Consider the following 19723-nt stretch of genomic DNA (forward strand, 5'->3'; position numbering starts at 1 on the left):
TGACTAGTTTTTCACCCAATTCTCTAATATCTTTTTCCCATTTGGAGTTAAAACACTTTCGGGATGAAATTGTACACCGCGCACATCATACGTTTTGTGGCGCAAGGACATTACTTGGCCATTTTCGTCGAATGAAGTTGCTTCCAGAACGTCTGGTAAATTAGAATCAACTACCCAAGAATGGTAACGTCCTACTTCAAATTCGTTTCCTAATCCTTCAAATAAAAGTTCATCATCAACAACGGTTTTCACATTGGTAGCCACACCATGATACACTTTGTCTAAGTTAGAAAGCGTTCCTCCGTATACTTCTCCAATAGCTTGTTGACCTAAGCATACGCCAAAGATACTTTTTGTAGGTCCGTATTTCCGAATTACATCTTTCAATAATCCTGCTTCGTCCGGTATTCCAGGTCCAGGAGAAAGAAGAATTTTATCGAAAACTGCAATTTCATCAATATCAAATTCATCGTTTCTGTAAACGGTTACTTCACAATCTAAATCTTCGAGATAGTGCACTAAATTATAAGTGAAACTATCGTAATTGTCTATGACTAGTATTTTTTTCATTTTTATTATTGAAAAATTAAAAGTTTTAAAGATTGAAAAATTCTAGTGTTTCAGCAATCTTTAAATTCTTAAATTATTGAATCTTTAAATTATTTTATATTGTCTCCGCTAAATCCAACGCTGCATTCAACGCTCTCAACTTGTTGTATACTTCCTGCATTTCGCTCTCTTCATCAGAACTGGCTACAATTCCGGCTCCGGCTTGAGAATGCAATTGGTGATTTTTACTTAGAAATGTCCGAATCATAATCGCATGATTAAAATTACCTTCAAAATCCATGAAACCAATCGCTCCTCCATAGAAATTTCGGTTTGTCTTTTCATATTCTTCAATCAGTTGCATCGCTCTGTGTTTTGGTGCGCCGCTCAATGTGCCTGCTGGAAAAGTATCGGCAACCACTTGCATCGTTGTAGCATTTTCATGCAAATGTCCCGTTACTTTTGAAACCAGGTGAATTACGTGCGAGAAAAACTGTACTTCTCTGTATTTCTCCACATTTACATCATGACCGTTTCTGCTTAAATCATTTCTGGCTAAATCCACTAACATCACATGCTCACTGTTTTCTTTTTTATCTATGGATAATTCTTTGGCAAGAATCGCATCTTTTTCGTCATCTCCTGTACGTTTAAAAGTTCCTGCGATAGGATGAATTTCGGCTTTACGGTTTTTGACAATAATCTGTGCTTCGGGTGAAGAACCAAATATTTTGAAATCGCCATAGTCAAAAAAGAATAAATAGGGTGAAGGATTAATGCTTCTCAATGCTCTGTAAACATTGAATTCATCACCTTTGAAACCTTGGGTAAACCTGCGGGATAAAACCAATTGGAACACATCACCACGGAAACAATGTTTTTTGGCCAAAGCCACATTATGTTTGAATTCCTCATCTGTAAGATTTGAAAAACCTTCACCTTCTTTCGAAAATTTATAAGAGGCAATATTTCTGGATTGTAATAATTGTTCGATTTCCGAAATATTATTTCTACCGTCTAAACTGTGACAGAAAATATAGGCTTCATTTTTGAAATGATTGATAGCAATGATGTTTTGGTATACGGCATAATACACATCAGGAATGGTATTGCTGTTTTCTTTTTTGGCAATAGTTACTTTTTCAAAATAACGAACCGCATCGTACGAAATATATCCAAAAAGGCCATTATTGATGAATTTAAAATCGTTTTTCTCTGATTTAAACTGACCTGAAAATTCTTGAATCACTTCTGGAATATTGGTAGTGTCGTCAATTGCAACTTTCTCAGAACTTCCATCAGGAAAAGTCTTGTGAATAATTTCGTTTTCTATTTTGATAGAAGCAATAGGATTACAACAGATGTAGGAGAAACTGTTGTCATTCCCATGATAATCGCTACTTTCCAGCAGCAGACTATTGGGAAATTTATCCCGAATTTTGAAATACACACTCACAGGAGTAATGGTATCTGCAAGGATTTGCTTATAATTTGTCTTTAAGTTAAATGATTTCAATTGCTATGTTTTTAATGTTGTGTTTTAGTGGTAAAATTGGCACAAAAAAAAGGCCTGTCGTGATGACAAGCCTTTTATATTTATAGTTTTAATAATACTATAGGAGCTTAGTTCACGACGACTGACGTAAATTGTTCCACCACCAAGTATTGTTTAAAATTGTTTTCATGTTTTATTTTGTTGGAACAAATATAGAAATGAAATTTGATTATTCAAACATATAATGCGTTAAAAAACAGTAAAAATGAAGAATTTTTGTTAAATAAAATTTTCATCGTAAAACCACAAAAAGAAAAAGCCCCAACAATTTCTTGTTGAGGCTAATCTTTGGTATGTGGTGAAATTAGAATTTCACTGCTACTGCTAAATTGAAATTGTCATTGATAGCTTTGTCTCCTAAGCTGTCAAAGAAACTTCCAGAACCATATTTAATATCGTATTTTGTTCTGTCAATAACTACATTCGTAGTAGCTGTATTTGCTGTTGTAGCAAGATCAAAAGTTACAGGTTTAGTGATTCCTTTAATAGTTAAATCTCCTGTTACAGTATATAAATTTGGAGATTTAGTAACTACTTTTTTGAAAACTAAAGTTGCTGTTGCGAATTTATCAGTTCCAAAAAAGTCATCCGCTTTCAAATGACCTTCTAGTTTTTCTTTACCTTGACCTGCTTTTAAATCAGTAACAACGATTGAATTCATGTCTACATTGAATGTACCTCCAACTAATTTTTTCCCTTTGAAAACTAAAGCACCATCTTTAAGGTTGATAGTTCCTTCGTGTTGTCCAGTTACTTTTTTCCCTGTCCAAGTGATTGAACTTGCAGCAGTGTTGATTTTTTTAGTCTGTGCTGTTACTGATAATGTAGATAAAACTACTACTAATGCTAATGCGATTGATTTGAAATTTTTCATGTGTTTAAATTTGAATTGAATTAATATTTGATTTTGAATTAGTAATTTATAATGTAATGAATAAGTCTTCGTTTGATTTTCTAACTTTTTTATAATGTTGCGTTGCATCCTCATCATGTCTGTAACCAAGAGTTGCAATTAAAGTTGCATTTAACCCTAATTTGTCAAGTCCTAATATTTCATTAACTTGAGCAGGAACAAAACCTTCCATTGGAGTAGCATCAATTTTAAGTTCTGCTGCTACGTTTAATAAGTTTCCTAATGCTAAATACGTTTGTTTTGCTGTCCAAATATTTTTTTCTTCAGGAGTTAAAGAAGTAATTTTAGATTTCATGAAGTCACCATACCCTGCTAAAGCTTCAATTGGCATATTTCTGGTTTGGCTTATGTTTTTAATATATTCATCTATTGCTAAATCATCAACTTTTGTTTCATTTGCAAAGATAATTAGATGAGAAGCTTCAACAATTTGTGATTGTCCCCATGCTGCAGGTTGAATATTTGCTCTTAATTCTGGATTTTCAACAATGATAACTTTGTACGGTTGTAGACCATAAGATGAAGAACTTAAGCGTATCGCTTCTTTCAGCGTACTTAAATCTTCGTTTGTTATTTTTTTTGTTGCATCAAATTTTTTTGTTGCGTATCTCCAATTTTGATTTTCTAAAAAAGTACTCATAATGTATTGACTATTTATTGGTTTCTATATTTCTCTAATAATTGATTTAACTGGTCTATTTCTTCAGCATTTAAGTTTTTTGAAAAAAACTGTTCGTGAGCAATCACTTTTGGATCTAATGCTGCTAAAACATCTAGACCTTTTTGTGTAATTAAGACTTCTATTTTTCGTCTGTTTTCAGGGCAAACTTTTCGAGTTACAAAATCTTTTAGCAATAATTTATCTACTAATCGAGTGGTATTACTCGTCCTGGCTAGCATTCGTTCTTGAATCACGCACATGTTTGCCGGGTTTCCTTTTTGTCCTCTTAATATTCGAAGCACATTGTATTGTTCTCCGGAAATTTCGTGAGGTTTTAATAATTCATTAAAATTTTCTGTAATCACGTTTTGCGTATATAAAACATTTAGAATAATTTTTTTCGAATTATCCATTGGTACAGTTGATTTTAAAATGTCTTCAATTTTCATATTTGTATATATGTAATTTGTTGGTACAAATGTAACACATTTTATTGTTGTATATACAAATGTGAATTAATTTTTTGTTAAAAAAAAATCACTAGATGGTTAAGAGCTGTTTTCTAGATTGTTTTGCGTTCAAAAAAAATCAGTATTCTCTATTTTGAATAAATAGTTACCAAAAATTAAGCCGAAATACATTTATTTTGTTCTTTTTTAGGAATGATATATATATATATATATATATATATATATATATTCATTTTTTAAGGAATGATTTTTTGAAATAATTAAATATTTTAAACAGTTCTGTGAAAAAATAAAATACGGGGAAGTGATTCGTGTTAAAACAATAGTATTGAATGTCTTGGAGTATTTTTTTAATGGCAAAGCTTTTTTTTATTTATAATTATAAATTTATTATATTTAAAACATATTTGAATATCGCCAGTATGAATAAAGACAATATATCTTACGACGCTCTACTTCTTAAAGTAAAAGAGCTAGAAATAGAAATAACTCGGTTAGATAAAAAAAGAAATACTTTAACCAATTTTGAATTCTATGTTAAAGAATCTCAAGATTTGCTATGTATCTCTGGCACTGATGGCTATTTCAAAGAAATAAATCCAGCATTTATAAAAAAATTAGGATACACTGAAAAGGAATTGCTTAGTAATTTGGTGACCTCATTTCTTCATCCTGAAGATGTAAATAAAACTATTGTCGAAATCGAAAGGTTGTCAAAAAGGATTACTTCGGTAAATTTTGAAAATAGATTTTTAAAAAAAACTGGCGAAATTGTTGTAATACAGTGGACAACTAGTGTAGATTTAACGGGACAATTTATTTATGCAATCGGAAGAGATATCACTGAAATAAGGGAAACTCAGGAACATTTATTAGCTAACGAAAAATTATTAAACGACGCTCAAAAAATTGCTAAGATTGGAAGCTGGGAATTTAATTTACTAACAAAAAAATTGATTTGGTCTAAGGAATTGTATTCGATTTATGAAATCGATATGAAACCGGACCAGAATTTATTCCAGGAGTTTTTAAATCTCTTTTCAAAAGAAGATGTAGCATTTTTTCTAAATAAAATAGATCAATCCATTGACGATAAAAAACAATTTGAAGTTGAACAAAGTGTCATTTTATCAGATAATAGTAAAAAATGGATACATGCAATTGTAATTCCAGTACTTGATAATTCTGGAAATGTTTATGCATTAAGAGGAAATACGCAAGATATCACTATAAAAAAGCATAAAGAGGAATCTATAAAAGATCAAGAAGCTGCTGTAATAGAGTATAAGTTAAAATCAATTGAAGAAGAAAGCAATGCTAAATTTAAGTACTACATAGAAAATGCCCCTGATGGTGTTTTTGTTTTAAATGAACTAGGAAACTATTTAGAGGTCAATGAAGCTGCTACCGTGTTGTCAGGTTATTCAAGAGAGGAACTTTTGACTATGAAGTTTGGAGATTTGTCTATAACACCTAATTATGAGGCCTATTTTCAGGATTACAAGAACCTAGTCCATGATGGAGTAGGTAAAAAGGAATTGAGAGCTAGGCATAAATTAGGGCATGTAAGATGGTGGTCTGTAGAGGCTATTAAAGTGTCTGAAAATCGTTTTTTAGGATTCGTGAAAGATATTACTGAAAAGAAAGATGCGGAAGAATTAGTAATAAAAAATGAAAAAAGGTTTAGAGCCTTATTAGAAAATAATCAGGATGTTGTCTCATTAGTGGACGAAAAGCTAAATGTTCTTTTTAGAAGCGAATCAGCAAAGAGAATTACGGGTTGGTCTCATGATGAGTTTGAAATATTATCAGCTATAGAATTTGTTCATCCAGACCATATTGAAAATGTACATAGATTTATGGAGCAAGCTATTGCTACTCCAGGTGTTCCTTTTCCTATTTCGCTTCAGGTAAAGCATAAAAAGGGACATTATATTTGGATGGAAGGTTTTGTTAATAATTTGTTGCATGATCCTGAAGTAGGAGGCATTGTGACAAATATGCGAGATGTTACTGAGACTAAAAAGGCACAAGAACAACTTAAATCCGAAAGAGATAAGTTTTCTAAAATCGCTCAAACCTCGCCTGGATTAATCTATTCCATGCGTCAAAACAAAGATGGCAGCTTATGTTATCCATATGCCAGTCATGCTGTTGAGGAAATCTATGGTTTTACTTTTGAAGAGATTGAGAATGATGCAGATAAAATTTTTAATCTCATTCATCCCGAAGATGTAGATTTTGTTATGAAAAGTATTATTACAACTAAATCAAAATTAATTCCTCTCAAAGGCGAATACCGTTATTTTCATCCAAAAAAAGGAATGGTTTGGCATGAAGTAAATTCTTTACCGGTAATTGAGCCAGAAGGAACAGTGATTTGCCATGGAATTATTACGGATGTTACTGAAAGAATTTTGGCAAAACAGAAAATCCTTAAAGCCAACCGACTTTATTTATTTATCAGTCAGATAAACCAGATGATCGTCCATACTAATGATCAAGAAACTTTATTTAGAGAAGCTTGTACTATTGCAGTTGATTTAGGAAAGTTTGGAATGGCATGGATAGGATTAATTGACGAAAGCACTCATAAAGTATTTCCTGCAATGATTGCAGGGAATGATAATGGTTATTTTTCTAAAATTAAAACGATTTCAATAGAGGACAAACCCGAAGGAAGAGGCCCAGTAGGTGCAGCAATTAGAGAAGTCAGATCAGTCATTTGTAATGATATTGAAAATGATCCTATAATGTTACCTTGGCGAAAAGAAGCTATGGAACGGGGATATCTTTCTGTAATGGCAGTTCCAATAAAAAAAATCGGAAAGGTAATAGGTGCTTTTTCTTTTTATGCAAATGAGAAAAACTTTTTTGACGAAGAGGAAATTGCCTTATTAGAAGAAGCTACCGGCGATGTAGTTTTTGCATTAGAAATTTTTGAAAAAGAAGCTTTACGCAAAAAAGCGGAAGAAGCTATATTTGAAAGTGAGCAAAGATACCATACGCTTACAGAAGTTTCTCCCGTAGGAATTTTTCGCACGGATGCAGCGGGTTATACTACTTATGTTAATCCATACTGGAGTCAAATTTCTGGATTATCTTTTGAAGAATCCATAGGAAATGGTTGGTTTAAAGCAGTTCATGAAGATGATAAAAAAACCTTGTTTGAAGCATGGGAGAACTCAACAAATAATCAAGAAAAGTCATTGTCAGAATACCGTTTTGTTCGACCTGACGGTTCTATAGCCTGGGTGATGGGTAAGGCTATTCCTGAAAGAAATGTTAGAAATGAGATTGTGGGATATATCGGTACAATAACGGATATCACTGAACGTAAAATTGCAGAAGATATAATTTTAAAAGAAAAACAGCTTTCAGAAACAGTAATTAATAATCTTCCGGGTGTTTTCTATCTTTATGACGAATTTGGAAAGTTTGTAAAATGGAACAAAAATTTTGAAGATGTAACAGGATATGATGAAGGAGAGATAGCCCAAATGATTCCACTTGATTTCTTTGATAAAGAGGAAAAAGAAAAAGTTAGAATAAGAATAGAGACTGTATTAGAAAATAATTTAAAACGTGTTAAAAATAAATTGCCGGGACTTGAAATTGAATTTTATACAAAAGCAAAAAAAATAATTCCTTATTATATTAATTCACTTGCCATCGAATATGAAGGGAAAAAATGTATACTAGGAATGGGCTTAGATTTAACTGATATCAAAAAAGCAGAAGAAAAAATCAGGATTGCTAATGAACGATTTGAACGAATTTCTGTGGCTACAAATGATGCCATATCAGAAGTTGATTTGTTGACCGGTCAAAGCTGGAATAATAAAGCATTTTTTGAGCTTTTTAATTTCGGTAATGATGGTGACTCAAGTACTATTGATGATAAAATAGTATGGCGGTCTAAACTTCACCCAGATGATAAGGAAAGAGTTATTAATAAGCTTGAAGAAACCTATGCTGGTACTACTAATGTATGGTCAGATGAATTCCGTTTTCAAAAAGCGGATGGTAGTTATGGATACTTTTACGACCGTGCTGTTATTTTAAGAGATGCATCTGGTAAGGCAATACGATTCATAAGTTCTATGTTAGATATTACCGAATTAATCAATGTAAAAGAGCAATTAATAGTTAGCGAGAAAAAATATAAAAGCCTTATAGAACAAGCCTCAGATGCTATTTTTATTAATGATATTTCAGGAAATTTACTTGAGGTAAACGAAAGTGCCTGCGTAATGCTTGGATATACCAATGAGGAATTGTGTGCCAAAAATGTTACAGATTTATACACTGAGGCAGAACTTAAAAGAAAGCCTATCATGTATAAAGAATTGATTAATGGTGAGCAAACGTCGCTTGAACGCAAGATGCTTCACAAGAATCGCTCTCTTATTTCGGTAGAAATTACGGCTAAAATGATTGGTGACGGCCGAATTGTTGCTATCGTTAGGGATGTCAGTGAGCGTAAAAAAATAGATGATGAGTTTAAGAAAATGCATAAAAAACTAGAAGCTATACTTGGCGCCATTCCAGATTTGTTGTTTGAGGTAGATTTGAAAGGTGAAATTTATAATTATCATTCTCGTCCAAATGATTTATTGGCAATGCCAGCCAATTTATTCTTAGGGAAAAATTTTACCGAAATATTACCTCTAGATTCTGCAAATTTGTGTCTATCAGCAATACGTGAGGCTTCAGAGAAAGGTTTTTCAACAGGAAGACAGTATTCATTACAATTAGAAACTGGTTTACATTGGTATGAACTTTCTGTAGCACCTATGCAGGAAAGCATGGATCATGATATCCATTTTATATGTCTTTCTCGTGATATTACTAATTCGAAACAGTCAGATTATGCGCTTTTCAAAAGCGAGGAAAGGTACCGTGGTTTATTAAATAATCTAGATGCCGGTATAGTGGTTCATGCATTGGATACTTCAGTTATTGTGAATAATCTAAAGGCTTCAGAATTATTAGGCTTAACCGATGATCAAATGAAGGGTATTACAGCTTTTGATTCGACTTGGAATTTTTTAAATGAAGACAACTCTGTTATGCTGTTTGAAAATTATCCTGTAAACCAAATTATAGCTAAAAAGCAAGCAATCAAAAATTTTAAAGCAGGCATTAATCGTCCTGCTAATAATGACATTGTATGGCTTTTAATCAATGGCTTTCCTGATATTGATGCTAACGGTAATATAAATGAAATTGTTATCAGTTTTATTGACATCACTGAGCAAAATACGATGGAAATGGAGCTGGTAAAAGCGAAAGAATTAGCTGAAGCCGCAAATAAAGCAAAGACTGATTTCCTAGCTAATATGAGTCATGAAATACGAACTCCATTAAATGGTATTATTGGTTTTACTCACTTATTAATGAAGTCAGATTTGAAAAAAAATCAGGCAGAATATATGACTACGGTCAATGAATCAGCAACATCATTGATGGAAATTGTTAATGATGTTTTGGATTTTTCTAAAATTGAATCTGGGAAACTAGAGTTAGATATTGAAGAAGTAAATCTGTTTAAATTGACAACTCAGGTTATCGATTTATTTAAATTTCAAGCAAACCACAAAAAGATAGATTTAAAACTTGATATTGGTAAAAGTGTTCCTCAATACATTCTTGCTGATTCAGTACGATTGAAACAGATATTGGTAAATCTATTAAGCAATGCCATAAAATTCACCAGTTTTGGAGAGATAAGATTGGATATTAATGAGATAGAGGTTTCAAATAAAAAATGGTCAACTATAAAGTTTTCTGTAAAAGATACCGGATTAGGAATAAAAACAGACAATAACGAGAAAATATTCAATTCGTTCGTTCAGGAAGATAATTCTACCAATAGAAAATTTGGCGGTACCGGATTGGGGTTGGCAATTTCAAATCAGTTATTGGCTTTGATGGATAGTAAGGTACAATTAATCAGTAAGTTTGGGGATGGAAGTGATTTCTTCTTTGTTATTAAATTCAAAAAGGCAAATCATAAAAAAAATGCAGATGCATTATTCGCTAAAACGATTCAAGCGGATGCCAATGCATCAGGAAATACTTTGAGTGGTCATAAAGTATTAATAGTTGAGGACAATAAGATTAATATGCTTTTAGCTAAAACATTGGTCAAAAGAATCATCTCTAATTGTATTGTTTTTGAAGCTAAGGATGGCAATGAGGCTGTTGAGCTTTATAAAAAAGAGCAACCAGATGTAATTTTAATGGATATTCAAATGCCAAATAAAAATGGATATGAAGCAACAGACGAAATTAGACAGTTAAAAGATTCTGAAAGTATTCCTATAATTGCAATCACTGCGGGGATAATGGTTGGAGATAAAGAAAAATGTCTTGAAGCCGGAATGAATGATTACTTGCCTAAACCCATTATTCAATTGGATTTAGAAAAAGTATTATACAAATGGTTAAGTAAGAATTGATTCTGTTTTTTTATAAATATAAAAGGTGTTCAATTGATGTTCACCTTTTTTTATGAAATTTAATTTTTTAAAATTAAGATGTAGTAGCCTCGTTTGTCACTTTTTTATGGAATGTTTATCTATTTAGCTTTGTGTTTGTTTGTGAGATATATATATATTTATTACATTTAACATAGTTTACGATTAATTTTAGTTAATTATTTTAATTAACACTAATATAGTGTCGTAAATAGAAAAAATATGTAATTAAGTTTAACGTTATTTTTTTAATTTATTTGAAAAAATAATAAACAATTGTTAAAATTAAATGATTTCTAACTTATCTATTACAAGTTTTTGAATCATTTTTACTTTCGTTAAAGGGTGAAAATTTAAAAAAAAAAACACTAAACCTGTAGTTCAATAGTACTGAAAGTTAAAAAAAAATAATTACTGAAACAGCAAGACTCAACTTATAATAAAGATGGAAATTCTAATTTAGAGATGATAAAAAACAATCAAATTAGCCAAGGGGAAGGCGGAATTCTTGATTTGAAAATAAATTCATGGGAGAATGTTGGTTTTTCAATCCGTGGTATTGGAGCATCAACAGACAACCTTGAGTCATTTGAGCGGATAGTAAAAAGTATTGAAGTCATTCACTTTGGAATGAAATTTAATAAAGATAGATATGCCTTTTACCTGTCAAAAACACTATTTTGACAAAATTTAAGAGCTTACACCGCAATGCAAATATAGCAGTTATGGCTATTATTGTTTCTTCTTTCAAAGATCTCCTAGCTAAACATTGTGTATTGCTCCACTATTTTGTTGAGATTAATTTGGTTTCTGAAACTCAAAATATAAGTAAAAAAAACCTAATTAAAACAGCATTGTTCTCATCTAGCTATCATGAAATATATCAACTAAAAAAAATGAATTACAACGATTGTCAATTTAGTATTAGTCATAATTACAGAAATAGTTAGTTTTTTATAAATATTTACCATTAGATAAATACAAAGTATATGTATTTAATTTTCAATTGTCAGGTAATAAATAAAAGTAGTCTTTATAAAGATAATGCTTATGGAAAATATTGAAAGTAAAAGGGGCGAATTTCAACAACAAAATCATTCAAAAGCTGGTTCTAAACAATCAGAAGAAGAAACATTAAAACTAATCCATGAATTAGAAGTTCATCAGGTTGAATTAGAACTGCAAAAAGTTAAACTTATTTTAGCCAAAGAACAAGCTGAAACAGCAATGCAAAAATACACTGAACTCTATGATTTAGCCCCTACAGGTTATTTTACAATTACAAATTCAGGTAAAATAACACAACTCAACCTTGCAGGTTCCCAACTTTTACGAAAAGAAAAATCAAAATTATTAAACAGTCAATTTGGTTTTTTTATATCGGATGATAAGAAGCTAATTTTCAATGAATTCTTGGATACTGTTTTTAATACTAATTTAAAAGGATCTTGTGAAGTTAAATTGCTTTTAGAGAACAATCTTTCCATAAATGTTTTCCTCACAGCAGTTCGTTCTGAAAATCAAAATGAAGCGCTACTCTCCACGGTAGATATTACACAACTTAAAGTAACCAAATCTGCTCTTAGAAAAAGCGAAGAGCGATATAAAGAATTAGTAAACAATCTTGATGTTGGGATTATCTTGCATGATAAGGATACTTCTATACTTTTTTCTAATCCAAAGGCTTCGAAATTGATTGGTTTGAGTAATGATCAGATGAAGGGGAAACAAATATTTAATTCAGCGTGGGAATACATAAAAGAAGATAATAAACCTTTAGTTTTTGAGAATTATCCGGTAATCGAAATTCTAAAAACTAAAAAAATCATAAAAAATTTAATAATTGGAGTCAAAAAAAAAGAGAATACATCTTTTAAATGGCTTATGATAAATGGTTTTCCTGTACTTAATAATTCAGGAGAAATAGCTGAAGTAGTAATCAGTTTTATTGAAATTACAGCATTAAAAAAGTTAGAAATTGAATTGATTAAAGCTAGAAATCAAGCCGAAGCGGCTAATAAAGCAAAATCCAGTTTTTTGACGAATATGAGTCATGAAATTCGTACTCCTTTGAACGGAATAGTAGGTTTTACGGATTTGTTAATGAAAACAAATCTAGATGAAAATCAGACAGAGTATATGAATACCGTTCATGAATCAGCTACAATATTAATTGAGATTATTAATAATATTTTGGATTTTTCAAAAATTGAATCGGGTAAATTTGAATTGAACATCGAAGAAGTTAATCTTTTTGAGCTGGTTCATCATGTAATCGATATTTTTAAATATCATGCAGACTTAAATAAAATTGCGCTAATCCTTACTATTGGCGCAACTGTTCCTAATTATGTATTAGTAGATTCCATACGATTGAAACAAATTTTAGTGAATTTGATAGGAAACGCATTGAAATTTACTAAGGAAGGTTTTGTTGAATTAAATATTTGCAACACGGTTATTTCTGAAAATGAAAACCAATGTCATTTAAAATTTTCGGTTAAAGATACAGGCATTGGAATAAAGGAAGAAAATCAAGAAAAAATATTCCATTCTTTCATGCAGGAAGATAGCTCAACCACACGAAAATTTGGAGGAACTGGTTTGGGACTGACTATTACAAACCAACTTTTGGCATTGATGAACAGTAAGTTAGAGCTGAATAGTCATTATGGGGAAGGAAGCGAATTTTCCTTTACCGTTGAATTAGAAAAAACAAATCATGGTTATGATTCAAAAGGCTTGAATAATAATGTTGAGGTAGCTGAAGAAATTCCTATTGTTAAAAATGTAACAAACAAGAAAATATTAGTAGTCGAGGACAATAAAATCAATATGCTATTAGTAAAAACACTACTTAAATCAATACTTCCGGGTTGTTCAATAGTAGAAGCTTCGGATGGTAAAAAGGCAATTAAATTGTATAAAAAAGAAAAACTGGATTTAATTTTAATGGACATACAAATGCCTCATAAAAATGGATATGAAACTACTGCCGAAATTAAACAGTTGAAAAATTATAATAATATTCCTATAATTGCCCTAACTGCCGGAATAATGTTAGGTGAAAAGGAAAAGTGTCTAGAATCCGGAATGGATGATTATGTTTCGAAACCCATTATACGGTCGAATTTAGAAAAGGTGCTTTTTAAATGGTTGTAAAATTAAAGTCTTTTATCCAAACCATCGTTTAGGTTTGTACTCCTGTTTTTTTAAACCAAATTTTTTGATTGCATGTTTTTTAATATGTTCAACCAATTCCTCTACTGAATCCGTTACAAATAACAGGCTCATATCTTCGTGACTGATGCTCTCATTTTGAGACATAACTTGAATATGATGGTACAACTCTTTATGATATTTAGTGCCAAAAATTACAATCGGGAAATTGTTGATTATTTTATTTTGAATCAGAGTCAGCGCTTCAAATAATTCGTCGAGCGTGCCTATTCCTCCTGGCATTACAATGAAAGCATAGGAATATTTTATTAAAATAACTTTCCGCACAAAAAAGTACGGAATGTAAATCCATTTGTGCAAATAAGGATTAGGTTTTTGTTCAATAGGAAGAACAATATTGGATCCCACGGAATAACCTCCTGCTTCATACGCACCTTTATTTGCTGCCTCCATAATCCCGGGACCGCCACCAGTCATTACTGTAAACCCTAATTTGGCAATTTCGGCACCAATTTTTTCAGCACTTTTGTAATGTTCTGTTTCCGGACCAAATCTGGCTGAACCAAAAACGGTAACGCAAGGACCAATAAAATGCATTTTTTGAAATGCTCTAATGAAGTTGTATTGAACTTTGAAAGTGAAAAACAAGTTTTTTAATCGTGTCAAAGGCCCTCTTACAAATAAAGATTCGGATTTTGAAAGTCTATATTGGCGTGGTTTTTCCATTGTGATACTAAGTTAGGAAAAATAATAGTTAAATTCTGAAAGTTCAAAAACAAAACTCAAATGCCACTTTATTGAAAAAATACAGGTACACAAAAATTCAACAGATACAACAAAAAACAACCTCCATGATGCAAATGCTTTGGGCTATTTATTGCTTTTTTTCCAAAATAATTTTAATAATTTCTTCTTTGGATAGCACACCGGATTGTCTCCATAATTGTTTTCCGTTTTGAAACAAAATCATGGTAGGAACACCACGAACCTGATACTGACTTGAAATTTGCTGGTTTTTATCCACATCAATTTTAATGATGGAAACGTTATCACCTAAGCTGTCTTTTACTTCTCTCAAAATAGGACTTAGCATTTTGCAAGGTCCGCACCATGTGGCAAAAAAGTCTACTAAGACTGGTTTGTCTGAATTGATAATTGTATCGAAATTATTCATCTTTATTGTATTTATTGTTAGGAATAGTACAACCATTAGAACCACAGCCTAAATTAAAAATGACCTGAATGAAGAAAAATAGTCCAAAACCAATGAACATCCACTCTTTTAAAATGTAGGCTTGAGCAAATAAAAATAAGGCAAACACCAGACGAACCCAGCGCATAACATGCCAATTTGTAAATAATAATGCTTTCATTTTTTTCGAAAAAAGGAATTTAGTTTTACTTGTTTATTTTTTTGATTTTATATTTCTCATCATAAGAAATCACTTGTTGTAACGCTTCGATTGCAATTTTATTTGCACTGACTATTAGTACCTCAGCAAAATTACTACTCATACTTACATTTAATATACCGTCAATTGCAGTCAATTTTTTTGTGATGGTTTCCATACAGTCATTGCACGTAATGCCTTCAAATTCATATAAATTCACAATAACCTGATTATTCTTTTTTAGTTCGATAAACAACTCTGAATTCGCTCTAGGTGCAATTGAATTTTTAGATACATCCATTTTCAAAAAGTCAAAAGCATCTTTGAAAAGCATTTCATATTCTTCTTTGCCTCCGCCAAAAGGGGGACCGGATTCAAATGTTCTATTGAACAGTAATCCTGCTAGAATTCCATAATCAGCCAAAAGTAGATGCATTTTCCACACATATTTTTGACGCATAAAAGGAGGCAAAGCACAGAAAAAAGTTTGCTCAATAATTAAATCATATTTTCCTTGATGTTCAAAGAAATCACCCAATATGATTTGAATATTAGAATTTTTTTTGAATTTTTCTTTTAAAACAGCAACTGGTGTTGGCGCTATATCAATTACGGTAATGTTCGTAAATCCTTGCTCCAAAAGATATTCGGCTTCATAGCTGTTGCCGCAACCAGGAATCAAAATACTGCAATTTTTATCATCAACCGTATCCACGTATATTTGTATGGGCGGCGATACTTTGCCTAAATCCCAACCGGTGGTTTTGGCTTCGTATTGCGATTCCCAATAAGATGCGTCAAGTGGTTTATCACAGGAAACGACACAACATTTTATATCTTCCATAATTTGATTTTTTTGAAATAGCCATTACTATTGTTATTGCCATTGTCATTGAAATTGTTTTTATTTCAAAACTTTACTTTGGCACACAAAATCTGTTTTTGGCACATCCGTTTTTGCAATAGCATTAAAACCGCCTTCAATTTCAGTAAAATTTCTAAAACCACGAGCTTCCAGTATCGAAGCCGCAATCATGCTGCGGTATCCTCCTGCGCAATGCAGGTAAAAATGTTCTTTTGGATTTATATCCTTTATCCATTCATTGATAACCGCTAAAGGCTTGCTGTAGGCTTCTTCAACATGTTCAGCACAATACTCACTTTCTTTTCGGATGTCGATTATTTTGCTTTCACCAATTTTCACCGCTGCAGCAAATTGTTCAGCTGTGATTCTATTTACGGTATCAATTTCTTTTCCGGCTTTTGCCCAAGCATCAAAACCTCCATCAAGATGACCAATTAAGTTATCAAAACCAACACGACTTAAACGCGTAACGGTTTCTTCCTCTTGTCCCAGTTCACAAACAATTAGAATGGGTTGTTTTACATCGGCAATTAAAGCACCTACCCAAGGAGCAAAATCGCCATCAATCCCTATGTTTATTGATTGAGGAATAAATCCTTTGGCAAATTCACCATTTTTTCGGGTGTCTAATATTAAGGCTCCGGTTTCTTCGGCAGCCACTTCAAATTCTACTACTGATAAAGCCCGCATTCCTAAGTGCAATACGTTTTCAAAACTGTCATATCCTTTTTTATTCATCGCCACATTCATTCCAAAATAGGCTGGAGGAGGCAATAAACCTTCGGTTACTTCTTGAATAAATTCGGCTTCAGTCATATTGGCACGCAACGCATAATTCGTAGCTTTTTGATCGCCAATAGTAGATACAGTTTCCTTGCTCATGTTTTTTCCGCAGGCACTTCCTGCACCATGAGCCGGATAAACAATCACATCATCTGCCAAAGTCATCACTTTATCTCTTAAAGAATGAAATAAAAGCCCCGCTAATTGCTCTTGTGTCATGTGCGCCGCTTTTTGTGCTAAATCCGGTCTTCCCACATCTCCAATAAACAAAGTATCTCCTGAGAAAATGGCTTGGTCTTTTCCGTTTTCGTCAATCAATAAAAAAGTAGAACTTTCCATAGTATGTCCCGGAGTATGCAATACTTTTATTTTGATGTTTCCAATGGTGAATTCCTGTCCGTCTTTAGCAGAAATACAATCAAATTCACAAGTCGCATTTGGACCATAAACAATTGGAGCGCCCGTTTCTCTGCTCAAATCAACGTGACCAGAAACAAAATCAGCATGAAAATGAGTTTCAAAAATGTATTTTAGTTTTACATCATCTCTGTCTAATCTGTCCAGATAGGGTTGAGTTTCACGTAATGGGTCAATAATTGCCGCTTCTCCATTTGAGGTTATATAGTAAGCACCTTGGGCTAAACATCCCGTATATATTTGTTCTATTTGCATGACTGCTTTTTTTAATTATGTTATACAAATGTACTTTTGTTTTTTAGGATAAACAGTGACAATTGTTACATTCCATTTTTTAATTGAAGAAAAATTCTTTGATAATAATATAAATTCCCATTACTAATACAAACCAACCAAAGATTGGTTTTAGTTTAGTTCCATCTATTTTTTTTGACAGTTTGATGCCAATAATCATTCCTATAAATGCCATACTTGAAATCATCAGTAAAAACGAATAATCTATAGGTGTACCAATATATAAATCACCTCCAAAACCGATACTAGAGTTTATAAAGATAATCAATAATGAGGTGCCAACGGCTTGTTTCATTGGCAAATTAGCAAAAAATAATAATGCAGGAATGATTAAAAATCCACCTCCAGCCCCTAAAAATCCAGTTACAATTCCAATCAAAAATCCAATTAGTCCCAGTTGTGTATAATTTGTTTTTGGTGGATTCGGTACTGTTTTTGTTTTGCGAATCATAGCTATTGCCGCAGCTATCATGAGTACTGAAAAAACAATCATTATCAGAAAACTTTTTGATACTTGGTAAGAAGCAATAGAGAAAATAGTTTCCGCAATTTTTGGGAAAATGACTTCTCGAATGATCAGTATCGAAAAAACCGAAGGAATGGCAAAGTATAATGCCGATTTAATTTTAAGATTTCCCATTTTATAGTGACTGATACAGCCAAATAAAGCCGTAATTCCCACTATAAATAGAGAATAACTAGTTGCAGTTTCAGGATCTATTTTAAAAAGATAAACCAGAATAGGAACAGTAAGTATAGATCCTCCACCTCCAATTAATCCTAATGAAAGTCCTATTATAATTGAAGCAAAATAGCCTAAATATTCCATCTTAAATTTTTTTGAAGTACCATTTTATCCATTCTATTTACAAAAAATGGACTTCATTGAGCTACTTTTATTTTAAAAGTTCAATGTTATTGCGATGTAAGGAAACTATTCCGCGTTGTTCCATTTTTTTCAATAAACGGGAAATTACTTCTCTTGAGGTATTTAACTCAGATGCAATTTCTTGATGGGACAATTTCAATTCTTTACAGCCACAAGCATCAGCATGACGTTTTAAATAAAATTCCAAGCGCTCGTCCATTGCTCTGAATGCAATACTGTCAATAACTTCCAATACTTCTTCAAAACGACTGCGATAAGAACTAATCACAAATTCATACCAGCTGCGGTGCTGCATCATCCACTTGTCCATTAAAGGAAGCGGAACCATTATTAATTCAACATCTTCCACAACTTTAGCCATTATCTGGCTTTTTTCGTTTTTTGTAGCACAAATCATAGAAATAGCACAGGCTTGTCCGGGTTGCAAATAATACATGAAAAATTCACCACCATTTTCATCTTCGCGGTAAATTTTTATTTTTCCGCTAATTACTAAAACCGTGTTTTTGATATACTGTCCTGTTCGTATAATTACATCACCTGACTGATAGGAATGAATAGTTGCACTAGCTTCTATTTCTTTCACTAATTCATTAGAAAATGAAGGAAAAATTTTCTTTATTGGGTCAAGCATTTTTAGTCTTTTTTCTATCGTTAGTATTGTAAATGTAGTTTAAAAAACTCAAAATAGAATGGGATTTTTTGGACTTAATAAAAATACAAGTCCTTGGTTAGGTATGAATTATTTACTCGTTTCCTATGGATTTAATAGGCTATTTTTCGTAAAAATATATGTCTATTTTATAGTTTATTGATAGTTAATGTTTTGCGAAAACGTTTTCTAAAGATTATTATCTAATTAACAATTGTTGCTATTAGTGTTCGGTAAAAACGTTGTATTTTTACAAAAAACACTATTATGAATTTAACACAAGAAGATTGGGTTTCTCAGTTTGAAGCTGATGAAAACGCACTGATTTTAGACGTGAGAACCGAAGCCGAATTTAACGAAGGAATTATAGCCAATGCCATTAATATCGATATTCATTTGGGACAAGGTTTTATCTCTGAAATTGAAGCGTTAGACAAAACAAAAAACTATTATGTTTACTGCCGCTCTGGCATGCGAAGTGCAAAAGCCTGTGAAATAATGAATGAGCTGGGTTTTGAAAATGCATATAACTTAGTTGGAGGCATTATAGAATGGGATGGAGAAGTAGTTGCTCCATAAAACGTAAAGAGGCAAATGCCTCTTTATTTATTTAAAACTTAAA

General features: G+C 32.0%; 16 protein-coding genes. 4 read left to right on the plus strand and 12 right to left on the minus strand.

Annotated elements, in window-relative coordinates; translation table 11 throughout:
- Nucleotides 1-3: 3 nt before the first annotated feature.
- The 5 genes from ACXX80_RS11415 to ACXX80_RS11435 form a co-directional block, all read right to left on the minus strand.
- Nucleotides 4-570, minus strand: a complete 567-nt coding sequence (locus tag ACXX80_RS11415; RefSeq protein WP_458553278.1) for an anthranilate synthase component II — start codon at nucleotides 568-570, stop codon at nucleotides 4-6.
- 94 nt (nucleotides 571-664) lie between these two features.
- On the minus strand, nucleotides 665-2065 hold the full coding sequence (locus tag ACXX80_RS11420) for an anthranilate synthase component I family protein (RefSeq protein ID WP_458553279.1): 1401 nt from the start codon (nucleotides 2063-2065) through the stop codon (nucleotides 665-667).
- A gap of 343 nt (nucleotides 2066-2408) precedes the next feature.
- On the minus strand, nucleotides 2409-2978 hold the full coding sequence (locus ACXX80_RS11425; protein ID WP_458553280.1) for a YceI family protein: 570 nt from the start codon (nucleotides 2976-2978) through the stop codon (nucleotides 2409-2411).
- A gap of 46 nt (nucleotides 2979-3024) precedes the next feature.
- The gene (locus tag ACXX80_RS11430; protein ID WP_458553281.1) at nucleotides 3025-3657 is read right to left on the minus strand and encodes an NAD(P)H-dependent oxidoreductase; all 633 of its coding nucleotides are present in this window, start codon (nucleotides 3655-3657) and stop codon (nucleotides 3025-3027) included.
- 14 nt (nucleotides 3658-3671) lie between these two features.
- Nucleotides 3672-4127, minus strand: a complete 456-nt coding sequence (locus ACXX80_RS11435; RefSeq protein ID WP_458553282.1) for a MarR family winged helix-turn-helix transcriptional regulator — start codon at nucleotides 4125-4127, stop codon at nucleotides 3672-3674.
- A gap of 443 nt (nucleotides 4128-4570) precedes the next feature.
- Here ACXX80_RS11435 and ACXX80_RS11440 point away from each other — a divergent pair, with 443 nt between their 5' ends.
- The 3 genes from ACXX80_RS11440 (at nucleotide 4571) to ACXX80_RS11450 (ending at nucleotide 13792) form a co-directional block, all read left to right on the plus strand.
- Nucleotides 4571-10612, plus strand: a complete 6042-nt coding sequence (locus ACXX80_RS11440; protein ID WP_458553283.1) for a PAS domain S-box protein — start codon at nucleotides 4571-4573, stop codon at nucleotides 10610-10612.
- Nucleotides 10613-11095: 483 nt separating this feature from the next.
- The gene (locus ACXX80_RS11445) at nucleotides 11096-11314 is read left to right on the plus strand and encodes a hypothetical protein (RefSeq protein ID WP_458553284.1); all 219 of its coding nucleotides are present in this window, start codon (nucleotides 11096-11098) and stop codon (nucleotides 11312-11314) included.
- 366 nt (nucleotides 11315-11680) lie between these two features.
- The gene (locus ACXX80_RS11450) at nucleotides 11681-13792 is read left to right on the plus strand and encodes a PAS domain-containing hybrid sensor histidine kinase/response regulator (RefSeq protein ID WP_458553285.1); all 2112 of its coding nucleotides are present in this window, start codon (nucleotides 11681-11683) and stop codon (nucleotides 13790-13792) included.
- 12 nt (nucleotides 13793-13804) lie between these two features.
- Here the strand turns inward: ACXX80_RS11450 and ACXX80_RS11455 are convergent, their stop codons facing one another.
- From ACXX80_RS11455 to ACXX80_RS11485, 7 genes are all read right to left on the minus strand, one after another.
- Entirely contained in the window at nucleotides 13805-14536 is a 732-nt protein-coding gene (locus tag ACXX80_RS11455) for an LOG family protein (RefSeq protein ID WP_458553286.1), read from the minus strand.
- Nucleotides 14537-14684: 148 nt separating this feature from the next.
- A complete protein-coding gene (trxA, locus tag ACXX80_RS11460) occupies nucleotides 14685-14984 on the minus strand; it encodes a thioredoxin (protein WP_315208339.1) in 300 nt (99 codons plus the stop codon).
- Entirely contained in the window at nucleotides 14977-15183 is a 207-nt protein-coding gene (locus tag ACXX80_RS11465) for a hypothetical protein (RefSeq protein WP_458553287.1), read from the minus strand. Before ACXX80_RS11465 ends, trxA begins: the two co-directional genes overlap by 8 nt.
- 25 nt (nucleotides 15184-15208) lie before the next feature.
- Nucleotides 15209-16045: a methyltransferase domain-containing protein gene (locus ACXX80_RS11470; protein ID WP_458553288.1), complete on the minus strand. Its 837-nt coding sequence runs from the start codon at nucleotides 16043-16045 to the stop codon at nucleotides 15209-15211.
- Between the two features lie 60 nt (nucleotides 16046-16105).
- A complete protein-coding gene (locus ACXX80_RS11475) occupies nucleotides 16106-17521 on the minus strand; it encodes an MBL fold metallo-hydrolase (protein WP_458553289.1) in 1416 nt (471 codons plus the stop codon).
- Between the two features lie 79 nt (nucleotides 17522-17600).
- Complete coding sequence (locus ACXX80_RS11480; RefSeq protein WP_458553290.1) at nucleotides 17601-18389, minus strand: sulfite exporter TauE/SafE family protein; 789 nt, start codon at nucleotides 18387-18389, stop codon at nucleotides 17601-17603.
- 67 nt (nucleotides 18390-18456) lie between these two features.
- Nucleotides 18457-19083, minus strand: coding sequence for a Crp/Fnr family transcriptional regulator (locus ACXX80_RS11485; RefSeq protein WP_417952192.1), 627 nt, complete (start codon nucleotides 19081-19083; stop codon nucleotides 18457-18459).
- A gap of 285 nt (nucleotides 19084-19368) precedes the next feature.
- On the opposite strand from ACXX80_RS11485, the gene ACXX80_RS11490 reads away from it, so the two are divergent.
- On the plus strand, nucleotides 19369-19680 hold the full coding sequence (locus ACXX80_RS11490) for a rhodanese-like domain-containing protein (RefSeq protein ID WP_458553291.1): 312 nt from the start codon (nucleotides 19369-19371) through the stop codon (nucleotides 19678-19680).
- Nucleotides 19681-19723: the final 43 nt, after the last annotated feature.

This window comes from Flavobacterium sp. GNP002, from assembly GCF_054343795.1.

Bases quoted from the DNA above. Each gene is read 5' to 3' on its own strand.
- ACXX80_RS11470 (WP_458553288.1), bottom strand. From the start codon at position 16,045: ATGGAAGATATAAAATGTTGTGTCGTTTCCTGTGATAAACCACTTGAC.
- ACXX80_RS11475 (WP_458553289.1), bottom strand. From the start codon at position 17,521: ATGCAAATAGAACAAATATATACGGGATGTTTAGCCCAAGGTGCTTAC.
- ACXX80_RS11490 (WP_458553291.1), top strand. From the start codon at position 19,369: ATGAATTTAACACAAGAAGATTGGGTTTCTCAGTTTGAAGCTGATGAA.
- ACXX80_RS11455 (WP_458553286.1), bottom strand. From the start codon at position 14,536: ATGGAAAAACCACGCCAATATAGACTTTCAAAATCCGAATCTTTATTT.
- ACXX80_RS11480 (WP_458553290.1), bottom strand. From the start codon at position 18,389: ATGGAATATTTAGGCTATTTTGCTTCAATTATAATAGGACTTTCATTA.
- ACXX80_RS11450 (WP_458553285.1), top strand. From the start codon at position 11,681: ATGGAAAATATTGAAAGTAAAAGGGGCGAATTTCAACAACAAAATCAT.
- ACXX80_RS11435 (WP_458553282.1), bottom strand. From the start codon at position 4,127: ATGAAAATTGAAGACATTTTAAAATCAACTGTACCAATGGATAATTCG.
- ACXX80_RS11415 (WP_458553278.1), bottom strand. From the start codon at position 570: ATGAAAAAAATACTAGTCATAGACAATTACGATAGTTTCACTTATAAT.
- ACXX80_RS11430 (WP_458553281.1), bottom strand. From the start codon at position 3,657: ATGAGTACTTTTTTAGAAAATCAAAATTGGAGATACGCAACAAAAAAA.
- trxA (WP_315208339.1), bottom strand. From the start codon at position 14,984: ATGAATAATTTCGATACAATTATCAATTCAGACAAACCAGTCTTAGTA.
- ACXX80_RS11465 (WP_458553287.1), bottom strand. From the start codon at position 15,183: ATGAAAGCATTATTATTTACAAATTGGCATGTTATGCGCTGGGTTCGT.
- ACXX80_RS11425 (WP_458553280.1), bottom strand. From the start codon at position 2,978: ATGAAAAATTTCAAATCAATCGCATTAGCATTAGTAGTAGTTTTATCT.
- ACXX80_RS11445 (WP_458553284.1), top strand. From the start codon at position 11,096: ATGATAAAAAACAATCAAATTAGCCAAGGGGAAGGCGGAATTCTTGAT.
- ACXX80_RS11440 (WP_458553283.1), top strand. From the start codon at position 4,571: ATGAATAAAGACAATATATCTTACGACGCTCTACTTCTTAAAGTAAAA.
- ACXX80_RS11485 (WP_417952192.1), bottom strand. From the start codon at position 19,083: ATGCTTGACCCAATAAAGAAAATTTTTCCTTCATTTTCTAATGAATTA.